This window comes from Micromonospora sp. NPDC049900 (assembly GCF_044461025.1).
Taxonomy (GTDB): domain Bacteria; phylum Actinomycetota; class Actinomycetes; order Mycobacteriales; family Micromonosporaceae; genus Micromonospora.
The window spans coordinates 71,629-92,642 of sequence record NZ_JBITKM010000014.1 but is presented as its reverse complement, the minus strand read 5'-3'; the positions used below and the strand labels follow the sequence as shown (position 1 = coordinate 92,642).

The 21,014-nt window shown below is 71.8% G+C and carries 19 protein-coding genes; 13 read left to right on the top strand and 6 right to left on the bottom strand.

Going from position 1 to position 21,014, the window contains the following annotated elements; all coding sequences use genetic code 11:
* The first annotated feature begins 20 nt into the window (after window positions 1–20).
* The 3 genes from ACIBMZ_RS24830 to ACIBMZ_RS24820 all read left to right on the top strand — a co-directional run bounded on the left by ACIBMZ_RS24830 (window position 21) and on the right by ACIBMZ_RS24820 (window position 2,252).
* Window positions 21–686: a hypothetical protein gene (locus ACIBMZ_RS24830; protein ID WP_396697677.1), complete on the top strand. Its 666-nt coding sequence runs from the start codon at window positions 21–23 to the stop codon at window positions 684–686.
* 258 nt (window positions 687–944) lie between these two features.
* On the top strand, window positions 945–1,310 hold the full coding sequence (locus ACIBMZ_RS24825; RefSeq protein ID WP_396697675.1) for a VOC family protein: 366 nt from the start codon (window positions 945–947) through the stop codon (window positions 1,308–1,310).
* Between the two features lie 225 nt (window positions 1,311–1,535).
* A complete protein-coding gene (locus ACIBMZ_RS24820; RefSeq protein WP_396697673.1) occupies window positions 1,536–2,252 on the top strand; it encodes a class I SAM-dependent DNA methyltransferase in 717 nt (238 codons plus the stop codon).
* A 15-nt stretch (window positions 2,253–2,267) separates the two neighbouring features.
* On the opposite strand, the gene ACIBMZ_RS24815 is transcribed toward ACIBMZ_RS24820, so the two are convergent.
* Window positions 2,268–3,377: a DegT/DnrJ/EryC1/StrS family aminotransferase gene (locus ACIBMZ_RS24815; RefSeq protein ID WP_396697671.1), complete on the bottom strand. Its 1,110-nt coding sequence runs from the start codon at window positions 3,375–3,377 to the stop codon at window positions 2,268–2,270.
* Window positions 3,378–3,532: 155 nt separating this feature from the next.
* Here ACIBMZ_RS24815 and ACIBMZ_RS24810 point away from each other — a divergent pair, with 155 nt between their 5' ends.
* The 7 genes from ACIBMZ_RS24810 to ACIBMZ_RS24780 all read left to right on the top strand — a co-directional run bounded on the left by ACIBMZ_RS24810 (window position 3,533) and on the right by ACIBMZ_RS24780 (window position 11,881).
* On the top strand, window positions 3,533–4,762 hold the full coding sequence (locus tag ACIBMZ_RS24810) for a PucR family transcriptional regulator (RefSeq protein ID WP_396697669.1): 1,230 nt from the start codon (window positions 3,533–3,535) through the stop codon (window positions 4,760–4,762).
* A 134-nt stretch (window positions 4,763–4,896) separates the two neighbouring features.
* Window positions 4,897–5,730 carry a carbohydrate ABC transporter permease gene (locus tag ACIBMZ_RS24805; RefSeq protein WP_396697667.1) on the top strand — a complete coding sequence of 278 codons (834 nt, stop codon included), beginning with the start codon at window positions 4,897–4,899 and terminating at the stop codon, window positions 5,728–5,730.
* Window positions 5,727–7,013, top strand: coding sequence for an ABC transporter substrate-binding protein (locus tag ACIBMZ_RS24800; RefSeq protein ID WP_396697665.1), 1,287 nt, complete (start codon window positions 5,727–5,729; stop codon window positions 7,011–7,013). The genes ACIBMZ_RS24805 and ACIBMZ_RS24800 overlap by 4 nt, the downstream gene beginning before the upstream one ends.
* A complete protein-coding gene (locus ACIBMZ_RS24795) occupies window positions 7,010–8,008 on the top strand; it encodes an ABC transporter ATP-binding protein (protein WP_396697663.1) in 999 nt (332 codons plus the stop codon). Before ACIBMZ_RS24800 ends, ACIBMZ_RS24795 begins: the two co-directional genes overlap by 4 nt.
* A complete protein-coding gene (locus ACIBMZ_RS24790) occupies window positions 8,005–8,880 on the top strand; it encodes a carbohydrate ABC transporter permease (protein ID WP_396697661.1) in 876 nt (291 codons plus the stop codon). Before ACIBMZ_RS24795 ends, ACIBMZ_RS24790 begins: the two co-directional genes overlap by 4 nt.
* Before the next feature lie 17 nt (window positions 8,881–8,897).
* Window positions 8,898–9,368, top strand: coding sequence for a hypothetical protein (locus ACIBMZ_RS24785; protein ID WP_396697659.1), 471 nt, complete (start codon window positions 8,898–8,900; stop codon window positions 9,366–9,368).
* Between the two features lie 122 nt (window positions 9,369–9,490).
* Complete coding sequence (locus ACIBMZ_RS24780; RefSeq protein WP_396697657.1) at window positions 9,491–11,881, top strand: WD40/YVTN/BNR-like repeat-containing protein; 2,391 nt, start codon at window positions 9,491–9,493, stop codon at window positions 11,879–11,881.
* Window positions 11,882–11,991: 110 nt separating this feature from the next.
* On the opposite strand, the gene pdxY is transcribed toward ACIBMZ_RS24780, so the two are convergent.
* From pdxY to ACIBMZ_RS24760, 4 genes are all read right to left on the bottom strand, one after another.
* Entirely contained in the window at window positions 11,992–12,843 is an 852-nt protein-coding gene (pdxY, locus tag ACIBMZ_RS24775) for a pyridoxal kinase PdxY (protein WP_396697655.1), read from the bottom strand.
* 117 nt (window positions 12,844–12,960) lie between these two features.
* Window positions 12,961–13,593 carry a hypothetical protein gene (locus ACIBMZ_RS24770; RefSeq protein ID WP_396697653.1) on the bottom strand — a complete coding sequence of 211 codons (633 nt, stop codon included), beginning with the start codon at window positions 13,591–13,593 and terminating at the stop codon, window positions 12,961–12,963.
* Between the two features lie 23 nt (window positions 13,594–13,616).
* Complete coding sequence (locus ACIBMZ_RS24765) at window positions 13,617–16,379, bottom strand: M14 family metallopeptidase (RefSeq protein WP_396697651.1); 2,763 nt, start codon at window positions 16,377–16,379, stop codon at window positions 13,617–13,619.
* A gap of 313 nt (window positions 16,380–16,692) precedes the next feature.
* Complete coding sequence (locus ACIBMZ_RS24760; RefSeq protein ID WP_396697649.1) at window positions 16,693–17,448, bottom strand: DUF3224 domain-containing protein; 756 nt, start codon at window positions 17,446–17,448, stop codon at window positions 16,693–16,695.
* A gap of 323 nt (window positions 17,449–17,771) precedes the next feature.
* Here ACIBMZ_RS24760 and ACIBMZ_RS24755 point away from each other — a divergent pair, with 323 nt between their 5' ends.
* The 3 genes from ACIBMZ_RS24755 (at window position 17,772) to ACIBMZ_RS24745 (ending at window position 19,914) form a co-directional block, all read left to right on the top strand.
* Complete coding sequence (locus ACIBMZ_RS24755; protein WP_396697647.1) at window positions 17,772–18,086, top strand: hypothetical protein; 315 nt, start codon at window positions 17,772–17,774, stop codon at window positions 18,084–18,086.
* A gap of 64 nt (window positions 18,087–18,150) precedes the next feature.
* Window positions 18,151–18,630, top strand: a complete 480-nt coding sequence (locus ACIBMZ_RS24750; RefSeq protein WP_396697645.1) for a hypothetical protein — start codon at window positions 18,151–18,153, stop codon at window positions 18,628–18,630.
* Window positions 18,631–18,708: 78 nt separating this feature from the next.
* A complete protein-coding gene (locus ACIBMZ_RS24745; RefSeq protein ID WP_396697793.1) occupies window positions 18,709–19,914 on the top strand; it encodes an MFS transporter in 1,206 nt (401 codons plus the stop codon).
* On the opposite strand, the gene ACIBMZ_RS24740 is transcribed toward ACIBMZ_RS24745, so the two are convergent.
* Window positions 19,847–20,800, bottom strand: coding sequence for a diacylglycerol/lipid kinase family protein (locus ACIBMZ_RS24740; RefSeq protein ID WP_396697643.1), 954 nt, complete (start codon window positions 20,798–20,800; stop codon window positions 19,847–19,849). The genes ACIBMZ_RS24745 and ACIBMZ_RS24740 overlap by 68 nt on opposite strands.
* Window positions 20,801–21,014: the final 214 nt, after the last annotated feature.

The window sequence follows — 21,014 nt, the reverse complement described above, 5'->3', positions numbered from 1 at the left end:
AGATGATCAAAATCGGTGACATGCTCCTCGAAGAGCTCGACCGGGATCTCCCCAGCGAGATCGCCGACCCGGCCGCCGCCCTGCGGGGCCGCGCCGCCCAGGTGCTCGAGGTCATGACGCCTCGGCGCACCTTCGCCGACGGCAGCCGCGGCTACCACGCGATCGCACAGACCACGATCGAGGTCGTCGCCGGCAAGGACCCCAACGACACGACGATGCCGCGGGAGCGCTTCGAGTTCCCGGAGTCGCCCTGCGTCATCCAGCTCCACGACCCGGTGCTCACGCTCAACGGCGCCCTCCGGCTCGACCTCGAGATCAAGTCCTACCGGGCCGAGGCGACCAGTCAGATCCTGTTCCCCGGGCAGAAGGTGGCCCTCGGCGTCGGGCGGTCGTTCGACGTCAACCTGCCGCCGTCGGTCGGCCGTCTGGAGATCCCGCTCGGGATCGACTTCGCCGCCGGTGAGACGGTGCGCAGCCACCAGATGATCTACCTGGCCGTCGAGACGCCGATGGGTACGCTGCACAACCCGGACGCGGCGCACATGTTCGCGACGGTCAACAAGGTCCCGCCGATCGGCTTCTCCTACTTCCAGGAGGGCCTCGTCCCGATGGCGAACGCCGACAACGAGGTCGTCGCCATCAAGGTGTTCACCGAGACCGCCCTGCGCCGGGTGGTCACGGACTGACCCGTCGCCGGGCAGAGGCTCGCTCGACGCCGCCGCCGCACCCGTCGCCGGGTGCGGCGGCGCTCGCGGTCGGCGGCGGTGGGGCGGGTCCGACCGCTACGGACACTGTCGACAGTGTGGCTTCATCCGGATCGCGACACGCGACTCCGTCGCCCAGCGACAGACCGAAATGTATGAAACGCTGCTAACGTACACCTTCGCCTACCGCCTTGCGCGGCGCAGGAATTGACGAGCAACCAACTGAAGGGACAGCCCCACGTGCCGAACCTGAAGAGTGTCACGGCGGTTCTGCCAGTCTCCGACCACGCCGCTGCCGTCGCCTGGTACAAGCAGTGGATCGGGCGCGACCCCGACGTCGAGCCCCAAGAGGGCGTCGCGGAGTGGCAGATCGCAGAGAACGCCTGGATCCAGGTCTCGCTGGACCCGGAGACCACCGGCCGGACCAACATCGTCGTCGGTGTGGAAGACATCGACGCCCAGGTGGCCAGCCTCGCGAGCGCGGGCGTGCCCGTCGGTGAGATCCAGGACTACGACTTCATCAAGCTGACCGAGATCGTGGACCCGGCCGGCAACAAGGTCAACTTCGTGTGGGAGAACCCGAAGTACGAGCCGCCGGCGGAGTAGGACCGCAGCACGGCACCCGTTGACGGGTGTGAATGGTGGTCGGACGTCGCGTCCGGCCGTTTCACCAGGTCGGGGCACCCGGAACTGATCGCACGACGGATCGGGTTCCGGGTGCCCCGCGTGGTTTCCGGGTGATCGGTGTCAGCCCCTTGTGGAGGGTCCGTCGGGTGTGCTGATGTGTGCACGGGGCATTCCAATCCCGACCCCTCACTGGCAGGAGCCGACATGGCAGCAGAAACGTACGGAGATGGCTACGCCGAACTCTTCGACTTCGTCTACGGCGCCGAGGCGCCCGATTCGATGGTGACGACCCTCGCCGACCTGGCCGAGGACGGGCCCGTCCTCGAACTGGGCGTCGGTACCGGCCGGGTCGCGATCCCCCTCGCCGCTCGCGGCCTGGCCGTGACCGGTGTGGACAGTTCGACGGCGATGCTGAAGACCCTGGCCGGCAAGCCCGGCGGCGACTCGGTACGGACCGCGCTCAGCGAACTGCCGCAGATCGCGGTCGACGGCCGGTACCGACTCGTCGCCTGTCTCGACAACACCTTCCTGCTGCTGACCACCCAGGACGCACAGACGCAGTGCGTCCTGAACGCCGCCGAGATGCTGACCGACGACGGTCTGCTGGTGCTGGAGACCTTCGCCCGCGCACCCGGCGACTTCGGGGTGATGCCCGCGCACCTGGGTGAGAACGCCACCGTGCTCTGGGCCTACCAGGTCGACCCGCTGTCGCAGCAGTTCCACATCCGCGAGATCATCTACGGCGAGAACCTGATGCGCGTCGTCCCGTTCGACGGCCGTGGGGTATCACCCGCGGAACTCGACCTGATGGCTCGGCTGGCCGGGCTGCGGTTGCGTGAGCGCTGGTGCGACTGGGAGCGGACCCCGGTCGAGTCGGACAGCCCACTGGTCATCTCGGTCTTCGAGCGAGCCGACCAGTGAGCTGACCGGTGGTGTTCACAGCCGGGACAGGACGGCGCGCAGCTCGTCGATCACGCGGGCCTGGTCCGACGCCGCCAGCGTCGGATACATCGGCAACGAGAAGACCTCGTTCGCCAACCGTTCGGTGACCGGCAGCGAGCCGACCCCCTGTCCCAGGTGCGCGAAGCCACTCATGGTGTGCACCGGCCAGGGATAGCTCACGTTCAGCGTGATCCCGGCGGCCTTCATCTGCCGGATGATCTCGTCGCGGGCGGGGTGCCGCACGACGTACAGGTAGTAGACGTGCTCGTTGCCGGGCACCACGGTCGGCAGGCCGAGGTCCGTGTCGGCGAACGCCTCGTCGTAGGTGGCCGCGATCGCGCGCCGGGCCGAGACGTACTGCTCCAACCGCGCCAGCTTGCGGAGCAGGATCTCGGCCTGCACCTCGTCGAGGCGGGCGTTGAACCCGGGCGTCTCGACGACGTAGTAGCGCTCCGCCATGCCGTAGTACCGCAGCCTTCGCAGGGTCGCGTCCACCTGGTCGTCGTCGACGACCACGGCACCCCCGTCCCCGTAGGCGCCGAGCACCTTGGTCGGATAGAAGGAGAACGCCGCCGCGTCACCGAACGACCCGACGATCCGGCCGTCCTGACGGGCCCCGTGGGCCTGGGCGCAGTCCTCCAGGACGGTCAGCCCGAAGTCCTGGGCGACCTGGCGCACCGCCGGCATGTCGACCGCCTGCCCGTACAGGTGCACCGGGAGGATGCAGCGGGTGCGTTCGGTGACGGCGGCGGCCAGGTGCCCGACGTCCATCAGTTGCGTCTCGGGCCGTACGTCGACGAAGGTCGGGGTCGCACCGACGGCGTCGATCGCGACGACCGTGGGGGCGGCCGTGTTCGACACGGTGATCACCTCGTCCCCAGGCCCGACACCGAGGCTGCGCAGCGCCAACACCAGCGCGTTCGTGCCGTTGTCGACGCCGACGCAGTGACTCCGCTGATGCTTCGCGGCGAACGCCGTCTCGAAGGACCGCACGCTCTCCCCGAGCACCAGTTGACCCGATCGGAACACCTTGTCGACAGCTTCGAGCAGCTCGTCGCGTTCCGCCTCGTACTCGGTGAGGTAGCTCCACACGTTGATGCTCATAGCCGACAAGGCTAGTGCGGAGATCCACCCAGGCGCGCGTCGGCGGACACGCATCCGTAACGAATGGGCCTGGCCCGACGCTCTCCACCGGTGTAGACAAGATTCGATCATGCCGTGCGCCGGAACCGGTGGAACGTCGTGGGAGAGGGGGTGCGGTGCGGGGCGAACTGCAACGCATCGTGGACGCGGTCGCCGCCCACGTCGGCCGTCCCGCACTGATCGAGGACCGACGGCAGCGCGTCGTCGTCTACAGCGAGCAGACCGGCCTGATGGACGAGGTCCGCCGGGCCTCGATCCTGCGGCGGCAGACCGCACCGGAGGTCATCGCCTGGCTGCGCGGCCTCGGCATCACCGACGCCCGCCGGGCGGTACGCACCCCGGCCAGCCCGGAACTGGACCTGCTGCCCCGGCTCTGCGTGCCGGTACGCCACCACGACCTGCTGCTCGGCTTCGTCTGGTTCATCGACCCCGACGGCACCATGACCGAGGTCGACCTGGCCGCCACCGGCCTGCTTAAGGAGCTGTCGCTGGCGCTGTACCGGGAGAACCTGCTCGGCGAGTTGGCCGCGCAGAGCGAGACCGAGGCGGCCCGGACCCTGCTGGCGGACAGCCCCGGCACCCGCGACCAGGCGGTGCGGGCGCTGCTGGAGGCCGGGATGATCAATGCTGACGGTCCACGGACCGCGCTGGTCGCCCGACTCGTCGCGCCCGAGGAACGGCAGCCGGACGAGCGGGCCCGCATCGCGCTGGAACAGTCGCTGGTGGCCGCGCGTCGCCGGGCCGGTACGCGGGAGGCGCTGCACCTGGTCCGGCACGACCACGGGGTGCTGCTGCTGCCGGCCGAACCGGCCGCCGGTCGGCCGACACCGGAGGTGGCCGCCCGACAACTCGACGACGACCTGCAACAGGTGACCCGCAGTCTGGGTTCCGTGGAGCGGACCGTGGTCGGGGTGGGCCGGACCAGGCCACGGCTGGCCGACGTGGTCGAGTCGTACGTGGAGGCGCTGCACGCCGCGCGGGTCGGCGCGCAACTGCCGGCGTTGGGTCGGGTGGTCGCCTGGGCCGGGCTGGGCGTCTACCGGGTGTTGGCCCGGCTGGGCGAGCAGCAGCTCACCGTGGCCGACGTCCATCCGGGGCTGGCCCGGCTGGTGTCCACGCCGGGTCACCACACGCTGCTGACCACCCTGGAGCACTACCTGGACCGGGCCGGCAACGCCCACGCCACCGCCGCCGACCTGCGCCTGCACCGGACCACGCTCTACTACCGGTTGCAACGGATCGAGGAGCTGGCCGGCACCGACCTCAAGGACGGCGGCGAACGGCTCTGCCTGCACCTGGCGCTGAAACTGGCCCGACTGGCGGAGCGGCACGGCGGTGCGGAGTGAGCAGTCGGCTCCGACAGGCGTAGCAAGCGGCGGCGGAGATCTCCGACAGGTGACCGATGACCGGGCGGCGAGGCGGTCCATAGGTTCGGCGGAACCCGGGGCGTCCGGTGCGACGGCGGGGAGGGGGCGACGCGGTGAGGGCACGCTGGCTCGGCCGGTACCTGCTGCCCACCCTGGTCGCGCTGCTGTTCGTCGCCCCACTGTGGTTCATGGTGGTCGGCTCGCTGCGCCCCACCGGTGCCCCACCTCCGCGCACGCTGGAGTGGTGGCCGACCGCGCCGACCACGGCCGCGTACACCCGCCTGCCGGACCTGATCCCGATCTTCCGCTACCTGGCGAACTCGGCTCTGGTGGTGGCGCTGGCCGTGCCGTTGACCGTGCTGGTCGCCGCGCTGAGCGGGTTCGGGCTGCGGCTGCTGTCCCGGCGCTCGCGGCGGCGGGCGTTGACCGGGCTGCTGGTGCTGCTGCTGGTGCCGGTCACGGCGGTCTGGGCGACCCGGTTCGAGGTGTTCCGGCTGGCCGGGGTGGTCGACACGTACCTGCCGTTGCTGGCACCGGCGGCGCTGGCGGTCAGTCCGTTCCTCGTGCTGCTGTACGCGTGGAGTTTCGGTGGGATCCCCGACAGCCAGCTGCAGGCCGCCCGCCTGGAGGGGGCGGGCTGGTTGACCATCTGGCGGCGGCTGGCGTTGCCGCAGGTCAAACCGGCCACGCTGGCGGTCTCGGTGTTGGCCTTCACCTTCCACTGGTCCAACTTCATCGACCCGCTGCTCTACCTCACCAGCGGCGACCGGTACACCTGGCCGCTGGGCCTGCGCTTCCTGCTGCTGCTCAACCCGACGGACTGGCCGCTGCTGATGGCCGGCAGCGTGGTCGCCACCGCGCCGTGCGTGCTGGTCTTCCTGCTCGCCCAGCGGGTCCTGCTCGCCGACGACCCGTTGGCGGCGCTTCGACCGAGAGGACGCCGATGACCCCGACCCGGTGGCGCACCTGTGCGGCGCTGCTCACCGTCCTGCTCGTCGCCGCCGGCTGTTCGTCCGGTGAGCGGGCCGCGGAACGTCGCGGCATCACCGTGGTGCTGTTCGGCGACGCGGAGGAGGTGGCCGGCTATCACACGCTGGTCGACGGCTTCACCGCGGCGAACCCCGACGTGCCGGTCACGCTCTCCCCCGTCGCCACCCAGGACGAGCTGATGGCGCGGCTCACCACCTCGTTCGCGGGGGGCCGACCGCCGGACGTGTTCCTGCTCAACTACCGGCGGTACGGGCAATTCGCGGCGCAGGGGGCGATCGAGCCGGCGCAGTCCTACCTGGACGGCAGCGACACCATCCGGGCGAGCGACTTCAGTCCCCGCGCCCTGGACGCGTTCCGGTTCGACGGCGAGGAGCTGACCTGCCTGCCGCAGAACCTGTCCTCGCTGGTCGTCTACTACAACGCCGACCTGTTCGCCGCCGCCGGGGTGCCGGTCCCGCGCCCCGGCTGGACCTGGGACGACTTCCTCGCCGCCGGGAAGGCGCTGACCCGCGACGGCCGGTACGGGGTGGGCGTGGAGGCGTCCGTCGCCCGGTTGGCGCCGTTCGTCTGGTCCAACCGGGGCGAGTTGGTCGACCATCCGGACCGGCCGACCCGGTTGACGTTGCGTGACGACCCGGCCGCCCGCGCTGCCGTGGACTGGTTCCTCGACCTGCGGCTGCGCCACGGCGTCGTGCCGCCGGACGCGGAGGAGCAGAGCGAGTCGAGCGAGGCCCGTTTCCTGCGCGGCACGCTCGGCATGTATCTCAACAGCCGGGTCGCCGTGCCCACGCTGCGCACGATCGACGGGTTCACCTGGGATGCCGCGCCGCTTCCGGTGGCCCCCGGCGGCGTACCGGCGTCGATCCTGCACAGCGACGCGTACTGCATGAGCGCCGGCCTGCCGGATCACCGACCGGCGTGGCGGTTCATCGAGTACGCCATGGGCGCCGCCGGGCAGCGGGTGCTGGCCGAGTCGGGGCGGACCGTGCCGTCCCGGCTGGACGTGGCCGACTCCCCCGCCTTCCTCGATCCGGCCCGACCGCCCCGTTCGTCGCAGGTCTATCTGGACGCCGAACCGCACCTGCGGGCCACGCCCCGCACCGGCACCTGGTCGCGGGTGGAGAAGGAGACGAACACCCGGCTGGAGGAGGTGTTCTACGGCCGGGTGGAGCGGGAGGAAGGGCTGCGTCGGCTGGAGGAGACCGTCCGTCCGCTGTTCGCGCTGCCGGTCGGCAAGTGACGGGGGTCATCCGGCTGGAGGAGCTGACCCGGTCGTACGGGCGTACCGTCGCCGTCGACGGTGTCGACCTGGAGGTCCGGGCCGGGGAACTGCTCACCCTGGTCGGGCCCTCCGGTTCGGGCAAGTCCACCATCCTGCGGCTGATCGCCGGGCTGGAGCGGCCGGACGCCGGCCGGATCCTGCTCGACGGTGTCGACGTCGCCACGGTGCCGCCGCACCGCCGCGCGGTGGCCATGGTGTTCCAGGACTACGCGCTCTTCCCGCACCTCACCGTGCTCGGCAACCTCACCTTCGGGCTGCGGGTACGCCGGGTGCGGCGGGCCGACGCGGACCGGCGGGCACGGGCCGCCGCCGACCGGCTGGGCATCGCCGACCTGCTCGACCGCCGTCCCGACCAGATGTCCGGCGGCCAACGGCAGCGGGTGGCGCTGGCCCGGGCGCTGCTGCGCGACCCCAGCGTCTATCTGCTGGACGAGCCGCTGGCGAGCCTGGACGCGCCGCTGCGCTTCGCCACCCGGGCGGACCTGCTCGCCCTGCACCGGGAACTGCGCACCACCACCGTGCACGTGACGCACGACCAGCACGAGGCGATGACCCTCGGCGACCGGGTGGTGGTGCTGTCGGCCGGGCGCATCCGGCAGGTCGGCCCGCCGCAGCAGGTGTACGACGCCCCGGCCGACACCTTCGTCGCCGGGTTCCTCGGCAGCCCACCGATGAACCTGGTCCCCGGTGGCGGTGTGCTCGGCGGCGACCCGACGACGACGGTCGGCGTACGCCCGGAGGATCTGGTACGCGATGACGCCGGGCCGGTCGTCGCCACCGTCGAGGCGGTCGAGGCGCTGGGCAGCGAGGCGATCCTGTTGACCCGCTGCCCGGACGGCACCCGGCTGACCGTGCGCACCGGCCCGCGCCCCGGCGTCGGGCCCGGTGCCGAGATCCGGCTGCGGGTCGACCGGCGCCACCTGTTCGACGCGGCCGACGGGCGGCGCCGGTGAGGCGTGCCCGTGCGCCGGTGACCGGCTGGGTGTTCCTCGCCCCGTACGCGGTCGCGGTGCTCCTGCTGATCGCGGTGCCGGTGCTGCTCAACGTCGGGTACGCGTTCACCGACCACACCGGCCTGACCCGCGATCCGCAGTTCGTCGGGCTGGCCAACGTCCGGCGGCTGCTCGACGACCGCTTCCTGCTGGACAGCCTGGAGGCGTCGCTGGTGCACGTGACGCTGGCCGTGCCGGTGCGGTTCGTCGCGGCGGTCGGGCTGGGCCTGCTGCTCGCCGCGCCGCGCGTCGGCGGTCGCTGGTTCCGCACCGCCGTGTACCTGCCCACGGTCGTGCCGGACGTGGCGCTCGCGGTGCTGTTCCTCTGGGTGCTCAATCCGCTGTACGGGCCGTTGAACCAGGTGCTCGGGCTCTTCGGGCACGCCGGCTACAACTGGCTGGCCGACCCGACGACCGCCCGGGTGGGCGTGGTGCTGATGCTCGCCTTCCCGATCGGCGAGGGCTTCGTGGTGGTGCTGGCCGCCCGTCGGCTGCTCGCCGGTCGGTTGTACGAGGCGGCGGCGTTGGAGGGGTGCGGGCCGTTCGGGCAACTGCGTCGGCTGACCCTGCCGCTGCTGGCCCCGGTACTGGTGCTGCTGGCGGTGCGGGACATCGTGCTCACCCTCCAGGTGAACTTCGTCCCGGCGTACGTGCTGACCGACGGGCGACCGGCCAACGCCACGCTCTACCTGCCGGTCTACATCTTCGACCAGGCCTTCGAGTTCTCCGGCTTCGCGTACGGCTCGCTGGTGACCATCGTGCTGATGCTGATCACGGCGACCATCATCACCGGGCTGCTGCTGGCCGTACGCCGCTGGCGGGTGCCGCGATGAGCTGGCATCCTGCTGCGGTGAGACTGCGTCTGCTCGCCGTCACCGTCGCGCTGCTGCCGGTGCTGGCCGCCTGTGGTGGCGGTGCCGAGACACCCGGCGGTGGACCCCGGGACCTGCTGGCCAACCTGCCCAGTTGCGACCGGGTGCCGCTGGACGAGGACCCGGAGGTCGACGCGGGCGTGCCCGGCCTGGCGCTGCCCGACGGCGCCCGGGTCACCAGCGTGGTGCGGCAGGGTGTGCTGACCACGGTGGAGGCGACCGTCCGGATGTCCCCGCTGGACGTCCGCGCGCACTACGAGCAGCGGGCCGACATCGACCTGCTCAAGATCGAGGACGAGATCTTCGAGACCGAGGTGCTGACCCGGGCCGGGCAGCGCCGAATGTACCTACGGGCCTCGGCGCTCTGCGCCGACGGCAGTACGCTCACCGTGATGGTCGGGCCGGACTCCGACGACGCCGGACTGCCCGAGTTCCGCAGCGGCGGCTGATCGACCTCGACAGATGTCCTAACCGGATGGCGCGTTTCCCGACACCTGCTCGGTGACGTCCGCCGATCTCCTGTCTAGCCTGCGCACACAGCATTTTCCGCGCTCGGATCAGGAGAGACCGCATGAGGGCCACCTTCGTCCGACGACATCGCGGACTGACGGCGACGGCGCTGGTCGCGCTGCTCGCCACGGTCGCGTTGACGGCGTCGTCCGCCACCGTCCCACCCGCCGCCCCGTCGCTGGCCACCAGCTATCCCACCGGGCCGATGGAGGTCCCCGACGAGTGGATGACCGCGCAGCGGATGAGCGACGGCAGCCGGGACCTGTCGGTCGTCAAGTACACCCGGGCCCGCGGCGAGGCCGACCGGCTCGCCACCCGGACCCGCAGCGCGTACCGCCCGTTGGCCGAGCGGCCCTGGTCCTTCTTCGGTCCGGCCAACATCGGCGGCCGGGTGGTCGACATCGCGGTGGATCCGCAGGTGCCCGACCAGATCTTCATCGCCGCGGCCTCCGGCGGCGTGTGGCGCTCCGCCGACGCCGGAGCCACCTTCACGCCGGCCTGGCCGGACGGCTGGGCGCAGGCCATCGGCGCGATCGCGATGACCAGCGACGGAGTGCTGTTCGCCGGGACCGGTGAGGCGCAGCCGGGTGGCGGGTCGATCACCTTCGGCGGGGACGGCGTCTACCGCTCCTCCGACCGGGGCGCGACCTGGCAGCGCGTCGGCCTGGCCGACAGCCACGCCATCGGGCGCTTCGCCGTCGACCCGAGTGACGAGGACCGCGTCTTCGCGGCGGCCAGCGGCAACCTGTTCGTGCCCGGTGGCGAACGGGGCGTCTACCTGACCGAGGACGGCGGCGACACCTGGCGGCAGGTGCTCGCCCCGCCCAACGACACCACCGGCGCCACCGAGGTCGTGATCGACCCCACCGACCCCGACCGGGTGTACGCCGCGATGTGGGACCACCTGCGCGAGCCGCACCAGCGCACGTACGGGGGGCCGGGGTCCAGCCTGTGGCGTTCCGACGACGGCGGCGAGACGTGGGCGCGGATGACCACCGGCCTGCCCACCGACGCCGACCAGGGCCGGTGGGGCCTCACCCTGGCACCGAACGACCCGCAGCGGCTGTACGCGTACGTGGGCACCGCCCTCGGTCCGTTCCGGGCGTTCTACCGCTCCGACGACGGCGGTGACACCTGGACGCAGACGCCGGTCAGCACCAGCCAGGCGTCGCAGTCGACGTTCAGTTGGTGGTTCGGGAAGATCTTCGTCGACCCGGGCGACGCGGACCACGTGTTCCTGATGGGCGTCAACCTGATGCGCTCCACCAACGGTGCGCGGAGCTTCTCCTCCGTCGGCGGCGTGCACGCCGACCAGCACGTGATGCGCTGGGACCCGAAGGTGCCGAGCCGGGTCTACCTCGGCAACGACGGCGGCGTCTACCGCTCGGAGACCAACGGTGCCAGCGGTTGGGTGAAGGCCGTCGACGAGCGGTACACCCAGTTCTACACGGTGGACGTGGCGCAGACCGATCCGAGCCTGAAGGTCGGCGGCACCCAGGACAACGGCTGCAACCGGGGCTACAACGGCGTCGGCGGCCCGTGGAACGCGATCGGCTGCGGCGACGGGTTGCAGACCCTGATCCACCCGGAGAACCCGAACATCGTCTTCGGGTGCAGCCAGTACGGTGCCTGCTACCGCTCGGAGAACGCGGGCGGCACCCCGCGCCAGTCGATCGGGACCGGCCAGACCACCTCGCAGCGGCGCAACTGGCTGACCCCGCTCCAGTTCGACCCGAACGACCCGAACGTCATGTACTACGCCGGCAACATCGTGAACCGGTCGACGGACAACGGCCGGACCTGGACGGCGATCAGTCCCGACCTGACCGGCGGCGGTCCCAACGACCCGTCCGGCTACCCGTGGGGCACGATCACCACCGTCGCCGCCGCGCCGAGCGACAGCGCCACGCTCTACGTGGGCACCGACGACGGCCGGCTCTGGTGGACCCGGAACCTAGGCGCGAACTGGCAGCAGGTCGACCCGGCCCAGTTGCCCGGCACCTGGGTCACCCGGGTGGCGGTCAACCCCAAGGACGCGAACGTCGCGTACGCCACCTTCTCCGCCTTCCGGTCCGGCAGCGACCGGGCGCACGTGATGATGACCCGCGACGGCGGCCGGACCTGGACCGACATCGGTCGGGGCCTGCCCGACGCGCCGGTCAACTCGGTGATCCCGACGGCCGACGGTCTGCTGCTGGTCGGCACCGACGTGGGGGTGTTCGTGTCGGCGTGGAACGGCGGCGAGTGGGCCGCGCTCGGCACCGCCCTGCCGAAGGCGGCGGTGATGTACCTGCGGTACCACGAGCCGTCACGGCAACTCACGGCGGCGACGTTCGGTCGGGGCATCTACGACCTGACAGTCCCCCGCTGCCCGGCCGCGTCCACCCGGCTGCCGGTGCGTGACCCGGGGGTCGGTGTGGTGGGCGTCCTGGCGTCCTGCCGCGCCGGTTAGACGGACCGGGGGCCGTCCTCCCCCGGCCCCGGTCCCGCCGGAGGCCACCTCCCCACGAGCCGGGGGAGGTGGCCTCCGGCGTTCCGGTCACCGGGACCGGGGCGGTGCGCTCACCGCAGGCGGCGGGCGGGGAACCGGGCCGGTGGGTCGGCGATCGCGTCCTGGGCGGCGACCAGTTGCAGTTCGCGGGTGCCGGCCGCGAGCGTCGCCTCCAGCACGGCGAAGATCGAGGCGGTGGTGCGTTCCAGCGCCGTCGCGGGTGATCCGGTGCTGCGCAGGTGCGCCAGGTAGAGCGCGGCGGTGACGTCGCCGCCGCCGTTCGGGCTGATCGGCAGCAGCGGCGTGGTCACCGCCCAGGCGCCCTCGTCGGAGACGGCCACCACCTCCAGCGAGTCGGGCGGCGCGTCGCCGTGCAGCACGCTGGTGACCAGGACGTGCCGGGGGCCGGTGGCGCGTACCACGTCGACCGCCGCCAGCACGTCGTCGAGCGAGTGCGTCGACCGGCCGGCGAGGAACTCCAGCTCGAACTGGTTCGGGGTGACGATGTCGGCCCGGGGCACCACCACGTCACGCAGGTACTCGGGGATGCCGGGCCGGACGAACATGCCCCGGCCGACGTCGCCCATCACCGGGTCGCAGCAGTAGACGGCGTCCGGGTTGGCGGTCTTGACCAGGGTCACCGCGTCGAGGATCACCGCGCCCATCGCCGGGTCGCCCTGGTAACCGGAGAGGATGGCGTCGGCGTCGCCAAGCACCCCACGGTCGGCGATGCCGGCGATCACCTCGGCGACGTCGGCGGGCGCCAGCAGCGGTCCGCGCCAGGCGCCGTAGCCGGTGTGGTTGGAGAAGTGCACGGTCAGGACCGGCCAGACCTCGTGCCCGAGCCGTTGCAGCGGGAACACGGCGGCCGAGTTGCCGACGTGGCCGTAGGCGACCGAGGACTGGATCGACAGGATCTTCACCCGTCCATCATCGCGCCCACCGGTTCCCGGCCGCCGCAGGGGTCGCCCTTCGGCCAGGTCACGGCCGTGATGCTGAGGGCGGGACCGCCGTGGCTCGGCGGCCCCGCCCTCGGTGGATCACTCGAACAGGGACAGGGTCAACGTCGAGGTGTACTCACCCGCGGCCACGTCCGCCGGGGTCCGCAGGAACAGATCCGCGTCGACCGAGTACGCCCCACCCGCGACCGCACCCGAGTCGAACGTCGAGACCAGCAACTCCTGGTCGACCAGACCCACGTTGTTACCCGGCTGCGTCGGCTCGTCCAACACCGTCACCACCTCTTCACCCTCGCTGACCAGACCGGTGTCACCACCGTCGACCAGACGCGGCTTCCAGCCCAGGTGCCCGGCGCCGATCGGCTCCTGACCCGCGCCACCGGTGAAGTCGGTGGCGCTGCCGAGCACCGCCCACGCGGCACCCGACGGCACCTCGTCGGCGGTGCGGGTGTCGGTGACCGTCACCGTCGGCAGACCGCCGACGAACTGACGCACCAGCAGCGTCGACCCGTCCTCGGTCAACGCCACCGAGTCGCCCGCGATCGACATCGCCAGCACACCCGGCTCCACGAGCTCCTCGATGTCGACGGTGACCGTCACGTCACCGGTGTCACCCGGATCGGCCGACACCGGCGCGGCCATCGCCACCGACCCGACCAGCAGGGCCCCGGCGGCACCCGCCGCCAGCAACCGCTTCCGATTGTCCGTTCTCATCTGCTTCTCCGTGTCGTTCGCGGTCACTGGGCTTGGCGGGGGTCGGCGGCACAGTTGACCGCAGCGTGGTCGGCGGTGACGACGGTGGTGACGCTCTCACCGTCGACCGTGCCGGTGGCCCGAACCGTGGCGGTGCCGGACGGGACCGACGCGGCACGCGTGGTGAACTGCTGGAACGCGCTCGCACCCGGAGCCACGGCCGACACCGACCGCTGCCCGTACGCACTCTCCAACACCACGTCCACCGGACCGTCATGGTCGTTACGCGCCTGCACCGCCACGTACGCCTTCCCGGCCACACACCGCGCCTGCACGGTGACCGTCACCGGCACCTCGGGTTCGGCGTTCGGGTCGGTCAGCCGCTTGCGGTTGTAGGTGTCGTCCTGACCGTCGGGCTGGTAGCCGCGCTCCACGTTGCCCGCCGCGTCCACCGAGAACCAGTGCACGGTCGTGCCGACCGGGACGGTCAGCGTCTCGCCGCCCTCCCGGATGCCGGCCGAGCCGTAGAGGGTCGACTCGAACGTGGGCCGGCTGCCGTCGAGGGTGTAGAACACCGCCGCCGGTTCGCTGGTGGAGAACGTGACGTCGACCGAGCCCTCGGTGGCGCTGGTGGCCACCTCGACGGAACTGGTGGGCGCCGACTCGTCGGTGTCGAAGTCGCGGGCGACCCGCAGCATCTCGACCAGGCCGTTGGAGAACTCCAGCGTCTCCTCGCGGGCCGAGGTCCAGGTCGGCTGGAAGGAGGTGCCGACCTCGAAGTTCCAGGCGTAGATGCCGTACTTGTACCAGAGCATGTCACCGGAGTTGCCGGCCGCCGAGTAGAGCACGTCGGCGATCGGGCCGGTGCGCGCCGGGGTGACCGCGAGGTTACGGTGCCGCTTGATGGCGGTCAGGATCCGCGACGAGGCACCCCAGAACAGCGACTCCTCGGCCAGCGTCGGACGCGGGGCGGAGACCCGGCCCGGGGTGGCGTACGAACCCGGCGACCACATGAAGTAGTTGCCCGAGGAGTGCAGGTTCATCGAGAACTTGACGTTCGGCCGGGAGGCCAGCCAGTCGACGTTGCGGCTCTCCGGCTCGGACAGCTCGTCCGGCCCGGCGTACGTGCCGCTGGTGCAGCTCGGGGACGCACCGGAGTAACCGTCGAAGAGGCTGTACTCGGTGTAGTTGCGGTTGTTGTCCACACCCCAGGAGGTCCGGCCGAGGAAGTCCCCGGAGGTCTCCGGCGTGCAGTGGTTGGTCATGTTCTTGCGCTGCGAGTTGAAGTCGTAGAACGAGTAGTGCCCGCCGTCCGGGTTGATCGACGGCGCGATCCAGATGTCGAGGTTGTCCACCAGCTCGCGGGTGTTCGCGTCGTGCGCGTAGTTGCGCAGCAGCCGCTCGGCGGTCTCGATGGTCACCAACGGGGGCACCCATTCCCGCGCGTGTTCCTGCGCGTAGGCGAGTACGCCCAACTTGGAGCCGTCGCGGTGCTTGCCGATCCGGATGGCGTACACCGGGTGCGGGTCACGGGAGACCGTCGTCGGCGCGGACAGGCCGTCGGAGAGCGCGGTCGGTGCGGCCGGCGCCACCACGCCCGCGCCCGCGTTGCCCCGGTAGGTGTATGCGGTGAGCAGCGTGCCCGCCTGGGCGTTGAGCGCGGCGGCCACCTCGGCGGCGGTGCTGGTGACGGTGCCGGCGGCGTCGGTGGCGAGGCCGACGCGGACCTGGTTGCCGGTCACGGTCACCGTCAGGGACGCGCTCGCGGTGCCGGGGTTCGCCAGTTCGACGGTGATGTCGTTGCCGCCCTGGTGGCCCCAGGCCAGCGAGTCGACGCCGACGCGGCTGGCGTTGGCGGTGCCGAGTACGGCCTGCGCCTTGCGCCGGTAGCCGTTGGTCTTGTGCGGCAGCTCGACGATCTCGGAGATCTCCGGGTACTGCGCGGACATCGCCTTGATCCGGTCGTAGAGCTCGGTGGGGGTCAGGTAGCTGGTGACGAAGTCCTTCTGGTAGCCCGGCCCCTCCGGGTCGGTGTCCGGGATGGGCAGCCACTCGTGCACCTTGGCCACCGCCACGTCACCGGTCGGGCTGGTGATCCGGACGTAGTCGGGGCGGCTGGTCACCTGCGCCGCGCCCCGGTGGTAGAGGTACACCCCGGCGTCGACGAACCGGGTGATGTTCTGCGTGCCGCCGGAGCCGAACTCGGTGCCCGGCCCGCTGTCCCGCTCGACGGTCAGCGCGGTGGCGGCGGTCTGCCCCTGCGCCCACTTCGCCTCCACCGACAGCACCTGGGTGTCCCCCGAGGTGTAGTAGTCGGCACGAATGATCCTGACGTCCGAGGCGGCGGACCGGGCGGCGACGGCGGCTCCGGAGAACTCCCGGTTGTCGGCCAGGTGGGCGGCGATGGTCGCCTCCCGCTCGGCGATCCGGTCCTGCGCGTCCTGTTCGGTGTGCAGCACCTTGCCGAAGGTGAAACCGGCCCGGGTCAGCGTGGCGACCTCGTTGCCGGTCACCACGGCGTGCACCACGATGCCGTCGGCGGTGTGGTGGACGTGGTGGTCGAGGTCGACGCCGGTGGCCACCAGGGCGTCCAGCTCGGTGGTGTCGGCCACCACCACCTCGATCACGCTGGTCTGCTCGTCTGCCAGCCGGCCGAGGTCGGCGGGGGTCTCGGCGCCCGGCGCGGCGGTCTGCGGCACCACGGCCGAGGCCGGACTGACCAGCAGCAGCACGGCCGTGCCGGCGGCCAGCGCGGCGGAGAAGGGTATCCGGCGTCGCCACCGGGAACGGGTACGGAGTTCCGACATGAGGCTCGTGGCCCCTTCTCGGCGTGCGGTGGGGGTGTGGGGGTTCGCACCTCACCTGGGCTGTCTCAGCTCCGGTGACAGCCACGGCCAGGTGCGTCCGACATGGACACCGCCCGCATCGCCGATTACGCAGCGTCACATGTCGAGAGGTAGGAGTGATCAGGTTGCGGATCACTCTCACCTGACGAAGGTCATCTGTCAATCGTCCCGAAGTATGGACAGCCGGCGTGCGCCCACCCGGCTGAGCACCGACGCCGCGTCCGACCCACCGTCGTGACGGGGGCCGAACGCGGCGCCGTGCGCGGCTTCCGGGTTACGGAAGGCTGTAGCCGAGGCTGTACGAGACCATCGTCTCGCACGTCTCCGGGGTGTCCCTCGGTCCGCAGTGGTCGCGGGTCGCCACCACCGTGAAGCTGCCGGTCACCCCGGTGAGCTTGCCGTAGCCGGTACCCGGCGTGATGACGAAGTTCATCGTGAAGGTACCGTCGGCGCTCTGCTTGCCGTCGGACTCGAAGACGAACCCGCCCTCCAGCCCGTCCAGGGTGCCCGCGAAGGCTCCGGCGCTGTCGATGGTGCCGTAGCCCGCACGGTCCAGGACCTGGAACTCGACGTCCTCGGTCTCGCCGACGAGTCCGCCCACATACGTCATGCCGTACCGGACCTGCCACACCGAATGGCCGGCCGGCGTGCCCTTGACCTGCTCGAAGGCGACGTGGCGCGGATACAGCTCGCCGGTCACCACCTTGTATGCGCCGGGCGATCCCGGCGAGACGGTGGGCAGCGGCCGGACGATGCGGTCACGCGCCGCGGCACGGTCCGATGTCGACCGCACCGCCTCCGACCCACCGACCGACGATGTGGTGCCGACTCCGGCAAAACGCGACTGCAACACAGGCGGCACAGACGACGTGCCCGAGTCGATCGTGGCGGCGGTCCTGGCGGTCGGGGCGGCGGCCTGCGGAACGATGGCGGCGGCGGGGCTGACCAGCAGCACTGCCGCGCCGGCCGCCAACACGGAGGAGACGGCGATGCGGCGTCGCCACGGGGAACGGGTACGGAACTCGGACATGAGGCTCGTGGCCCCTTCTCGGCGCGCGGAGGTGATGGGGTGGGTGTCGCCCCGCGCCTCAGCCACCTCGGTTCGCTGGCAGCGGGCGGCACGGAGCGTCCGGAGTGGACGCCGCCCGCGTCACCGATTGCGCAGCGTCACACGTCGGATGTGGAGGGTAATCGATTGCGCACAACTTTCACGCAACAAGCGACCACTGTCAATAATCCCGGGGGGCCGAATTTGTCACGCCCGCCTCACCCGCCGACCCGGCGGTAGGCGTTTGACCTGGGCGCAGAGTGGAGACCAGGAACGGGAAGCTCGACAACGAGGGGGGACAACGCATGTCCGAATACACCACCGAGCGGCCCGATACAACCCACGAGCGCCCCGAACACGTCACAGATCCGCTGCTGTGGAGACTCGCCCTGCACGTCGCCGACGCGCACGCACCGGCCGAGGACGGGGACTGCGCCCACCTGCTCTGCGCCGGCCAGGAGTGGCCGTGCGCGCCGTGGCAGCAGGCCCAACGCGCACTCGTCCTGGCGCAGGGCGGCACGGCGCAGGTGGCACCGGCGCGCCAGAGCGGATGGTCGACGCAGGCGGCGCTGCCGAGTCGGGCCGCGGAGCGTGCGCGCCGCGATTCCGCCGCCGCCTGAGCGGCGGGCCGGCCCGGTCGCCGCCGGGCGACCCGCCGCACTGCTGTCAAGATAACGTTGACACGTGCAGGATCCACTCGGCGACCTGGCCGGCGTCCCGGCCGCCCGCGACCGGCTGGACGAGACGGAGCTGGACCTCATCGACCGCGCCCGGCAGGCCGGCGCGGCCTGGCAGCAGATCGCCGAGGCGCTCGGACTCGGCAGTCGGCAGGCCGCCGAACAGCGTCGCCAGCGGCTGGCCGCCCGCCGCCGGGCGCGGCGAGCCGAGTCCGACCGGCGCTGGCCGCACGAGGTCGCCGCGCTCCGCGCCCTGCTCAGCGGGTTACAGCGCTGGATAGCGACCGATCGCCGCTGGGACGGCCGCTTCCGTGGGGCCGCACTGACCCGACACACCACGGCGCTGGCGCTTCAGGCCGCGCCCGGCGCCCTGTACGACCTCGCCGGGCACGTCGCCGCCGACCTGCACCGCGCCGCCCACCGGCTGCCGACCCCGGTACGCACCATCGCCCGACACCTCGACGCCGCGCTGTCAACACACCGTTGACGCGGCTCCGCGATATTGCCTCTGGCCAACTCAAGGGTCGAGGCTGTGAGTCACTTCGACTCAACCCTGGAGCGGCATGTGCGGCGCAACGCGATCCTGTTCGTGACGATCTCCGTGCTCTCCGGTTGCGGCGGCAGCGCCATGGCCCTGGTCACCGGGATCTGGATCCTCGATCTGACCCGCTCCAGCAGCCTCGCCGCCCTCGCCGGACTCTGCGTGTACGCCCCCACCCTCGCCGGTCCCTGGTGCGGCGTCCTGGTCGACCGGCTCCCCCGCCGACCGCTCGTCATCGCGGTCAACCTGATCCTGGCCGCCGTCCTGCCGACCCTGCTGGCCGTCCGCGGACCCGGTCAGGTGTGGCTCCTGTTCTGCGTCTCCACGGTGTACGGCGTCGCGTACGTACTGGTCGACGCCAGCGAGAGCGCCCTGCTCCCGGCCGCCCTGTCACCCGACGAACTGGGCCACGTCAACGGTTGGCGGTCCAGCGCCCAGGAGGGCGTCAAACTCGTCGCTCCGCTGGCCGGTGCCGGTCTGTACGCATGGCAGGGCGGCCACCTCGTCGCGTTGCTCGCCGCCGCGCTGCCCGCCCTGGCCGCCGTCCTGTATGCACTGCTCCGGCTGCGGCACCCGGCACGGACCGTCGCGTCCCGGCCTACCGGTGTCCGCGCCGGCCTCGCCGTCGTGTGGGCGTCGCCGTCGACACGGCTGCCGGTGATCCTCGCGGGCGTGGCGATCGCCGCGTCCGGTTTCACCACCGCCGCCGGGTACGCCGTCGTCACCGACGAGTTGGGCCTGCCGGCGACGTTCCTCGGTGTGCTGCTCAGCACGCAGGGCCTCGGCTCGGTCGCCGGAGGGCTGGTCTCCGGTCGGCTGATCGCCCGGTTCGGAGCGACCACTGTGGCCGCCCTCGGCACGGCGCTGTTCGCGGTGAGTTGCCTGGGCCGCTGCCTGCCCTGGTGGCCGGCGGTGGTCGCCGCCTCGGTGGTGGCCGGCGGCGGCCTGCCGTGGGCTGTCGTCGCCGCCGTCACCGCCGTGCAGATGCACAGTCCCGACGAGCTGTTGGGTCGCGCCGCCGCGACCGCCAACACGATCATGTTCGGACCGATCGCGGCGGCGATCCCGCTCGGCTCCGCCGCCGTCCTGCTGGGCGGGCGGCCACCGTTGGTCCTCGCCGCCGTCGTCTGCCTCGTCGCCGCCGCCATGGTGCGGCGCCGGCTCACTGTGGCGCGGCCACCGGTTCCCCGTCGGGGCAGCAGACCGTCAGTGCGGCGGGTACGGCCTTGACCTTCAGGCGCTTCGTCCGCGACCGGGCACCGCCGTCCAGTTCGTACGTCTTCGCCTCGGCGAAGCGGACCCTGACCTTGCGCCCCCGGGTGATCCGGACGAACTTCGCGTCCTCGGACCGGCCGGTGGCCATCTTGCCCAGCGTGCGCGCCCAGTCGACGGCACCGCTGGCGGTGGAGACACCGATCTCCAGCGAGCCGCTGTCCGGACGGGCATCGTCGAAGGCGGGGATGCCACCGGTGATCGTGCCGACGTTGCCGAACAACACGCAGCTCGCGTCCCCCTCGAACCACAGGTCCCCGTCGACGGTGACCCGGGTCCGGGTCAGTTCCCCCCGGACGTGGCGCAGGCCGGTCCAGACGTACGCGAGCCGACCGAGGCGACCCTTCATGTCCCGGTCCGCCTCCCGGATCAGGTCGCCGTCGAATCCGGCGCCGGCCATCACCGCGAAGTGCTCCCCGTTGAGCCGCCCCAGGTCGAGGCGGCACCGTCGGCCGTGCAGGCCGATGCGGACCGCCTCCGGGAGGTCCTCGGGGATGTCGAGGTTGCCGGCGAAGAGGTTGGCGGTCCCGGCCGGCAGGATCGCCATCGGAGTCCGGGTGCCAGCAAGAGTGTCGGCGCACCGCTGCACCATCCCGTCGCCGCCCCACACGAAGATCAGCTCGGCGCCCCGGTCGAGGGCCTTGCGCACCTTCTTCGGTGCCTTGCGGCTCTTGGGCACCTCGTACCAGAGCAGGTCCCGCACTCCCGCCCCGACCAACGCGGCGCGCAGCTCGTCCAGGCCGCCGCCCAGCCTCTTCTTCCGATGCGCCACCACCGCCACCGTGCCGACCGCCAGGTCGGGCGCCGGCGGCCGGTCCGGATCCACCACCACACTCGCGCTCATGGCCGCCGCAATACCCCGCCGTCCGGAAATCCACGCCTGGCCCCGACCGTTCGCGGGACACCACATGCGGAACCACGATGCCGCCTCGCGCGGGCGGGAGCTGACGTACCGGAGCGGGGGGGGGGGGGGGCGGCGCGCGGGGGGGGGGGGGGCGGGGGCCCGGGGGGGGGCGGGGGGGGCCGGCCAGCGCGGGGGTGGAGGGGGGGGCGAGGGC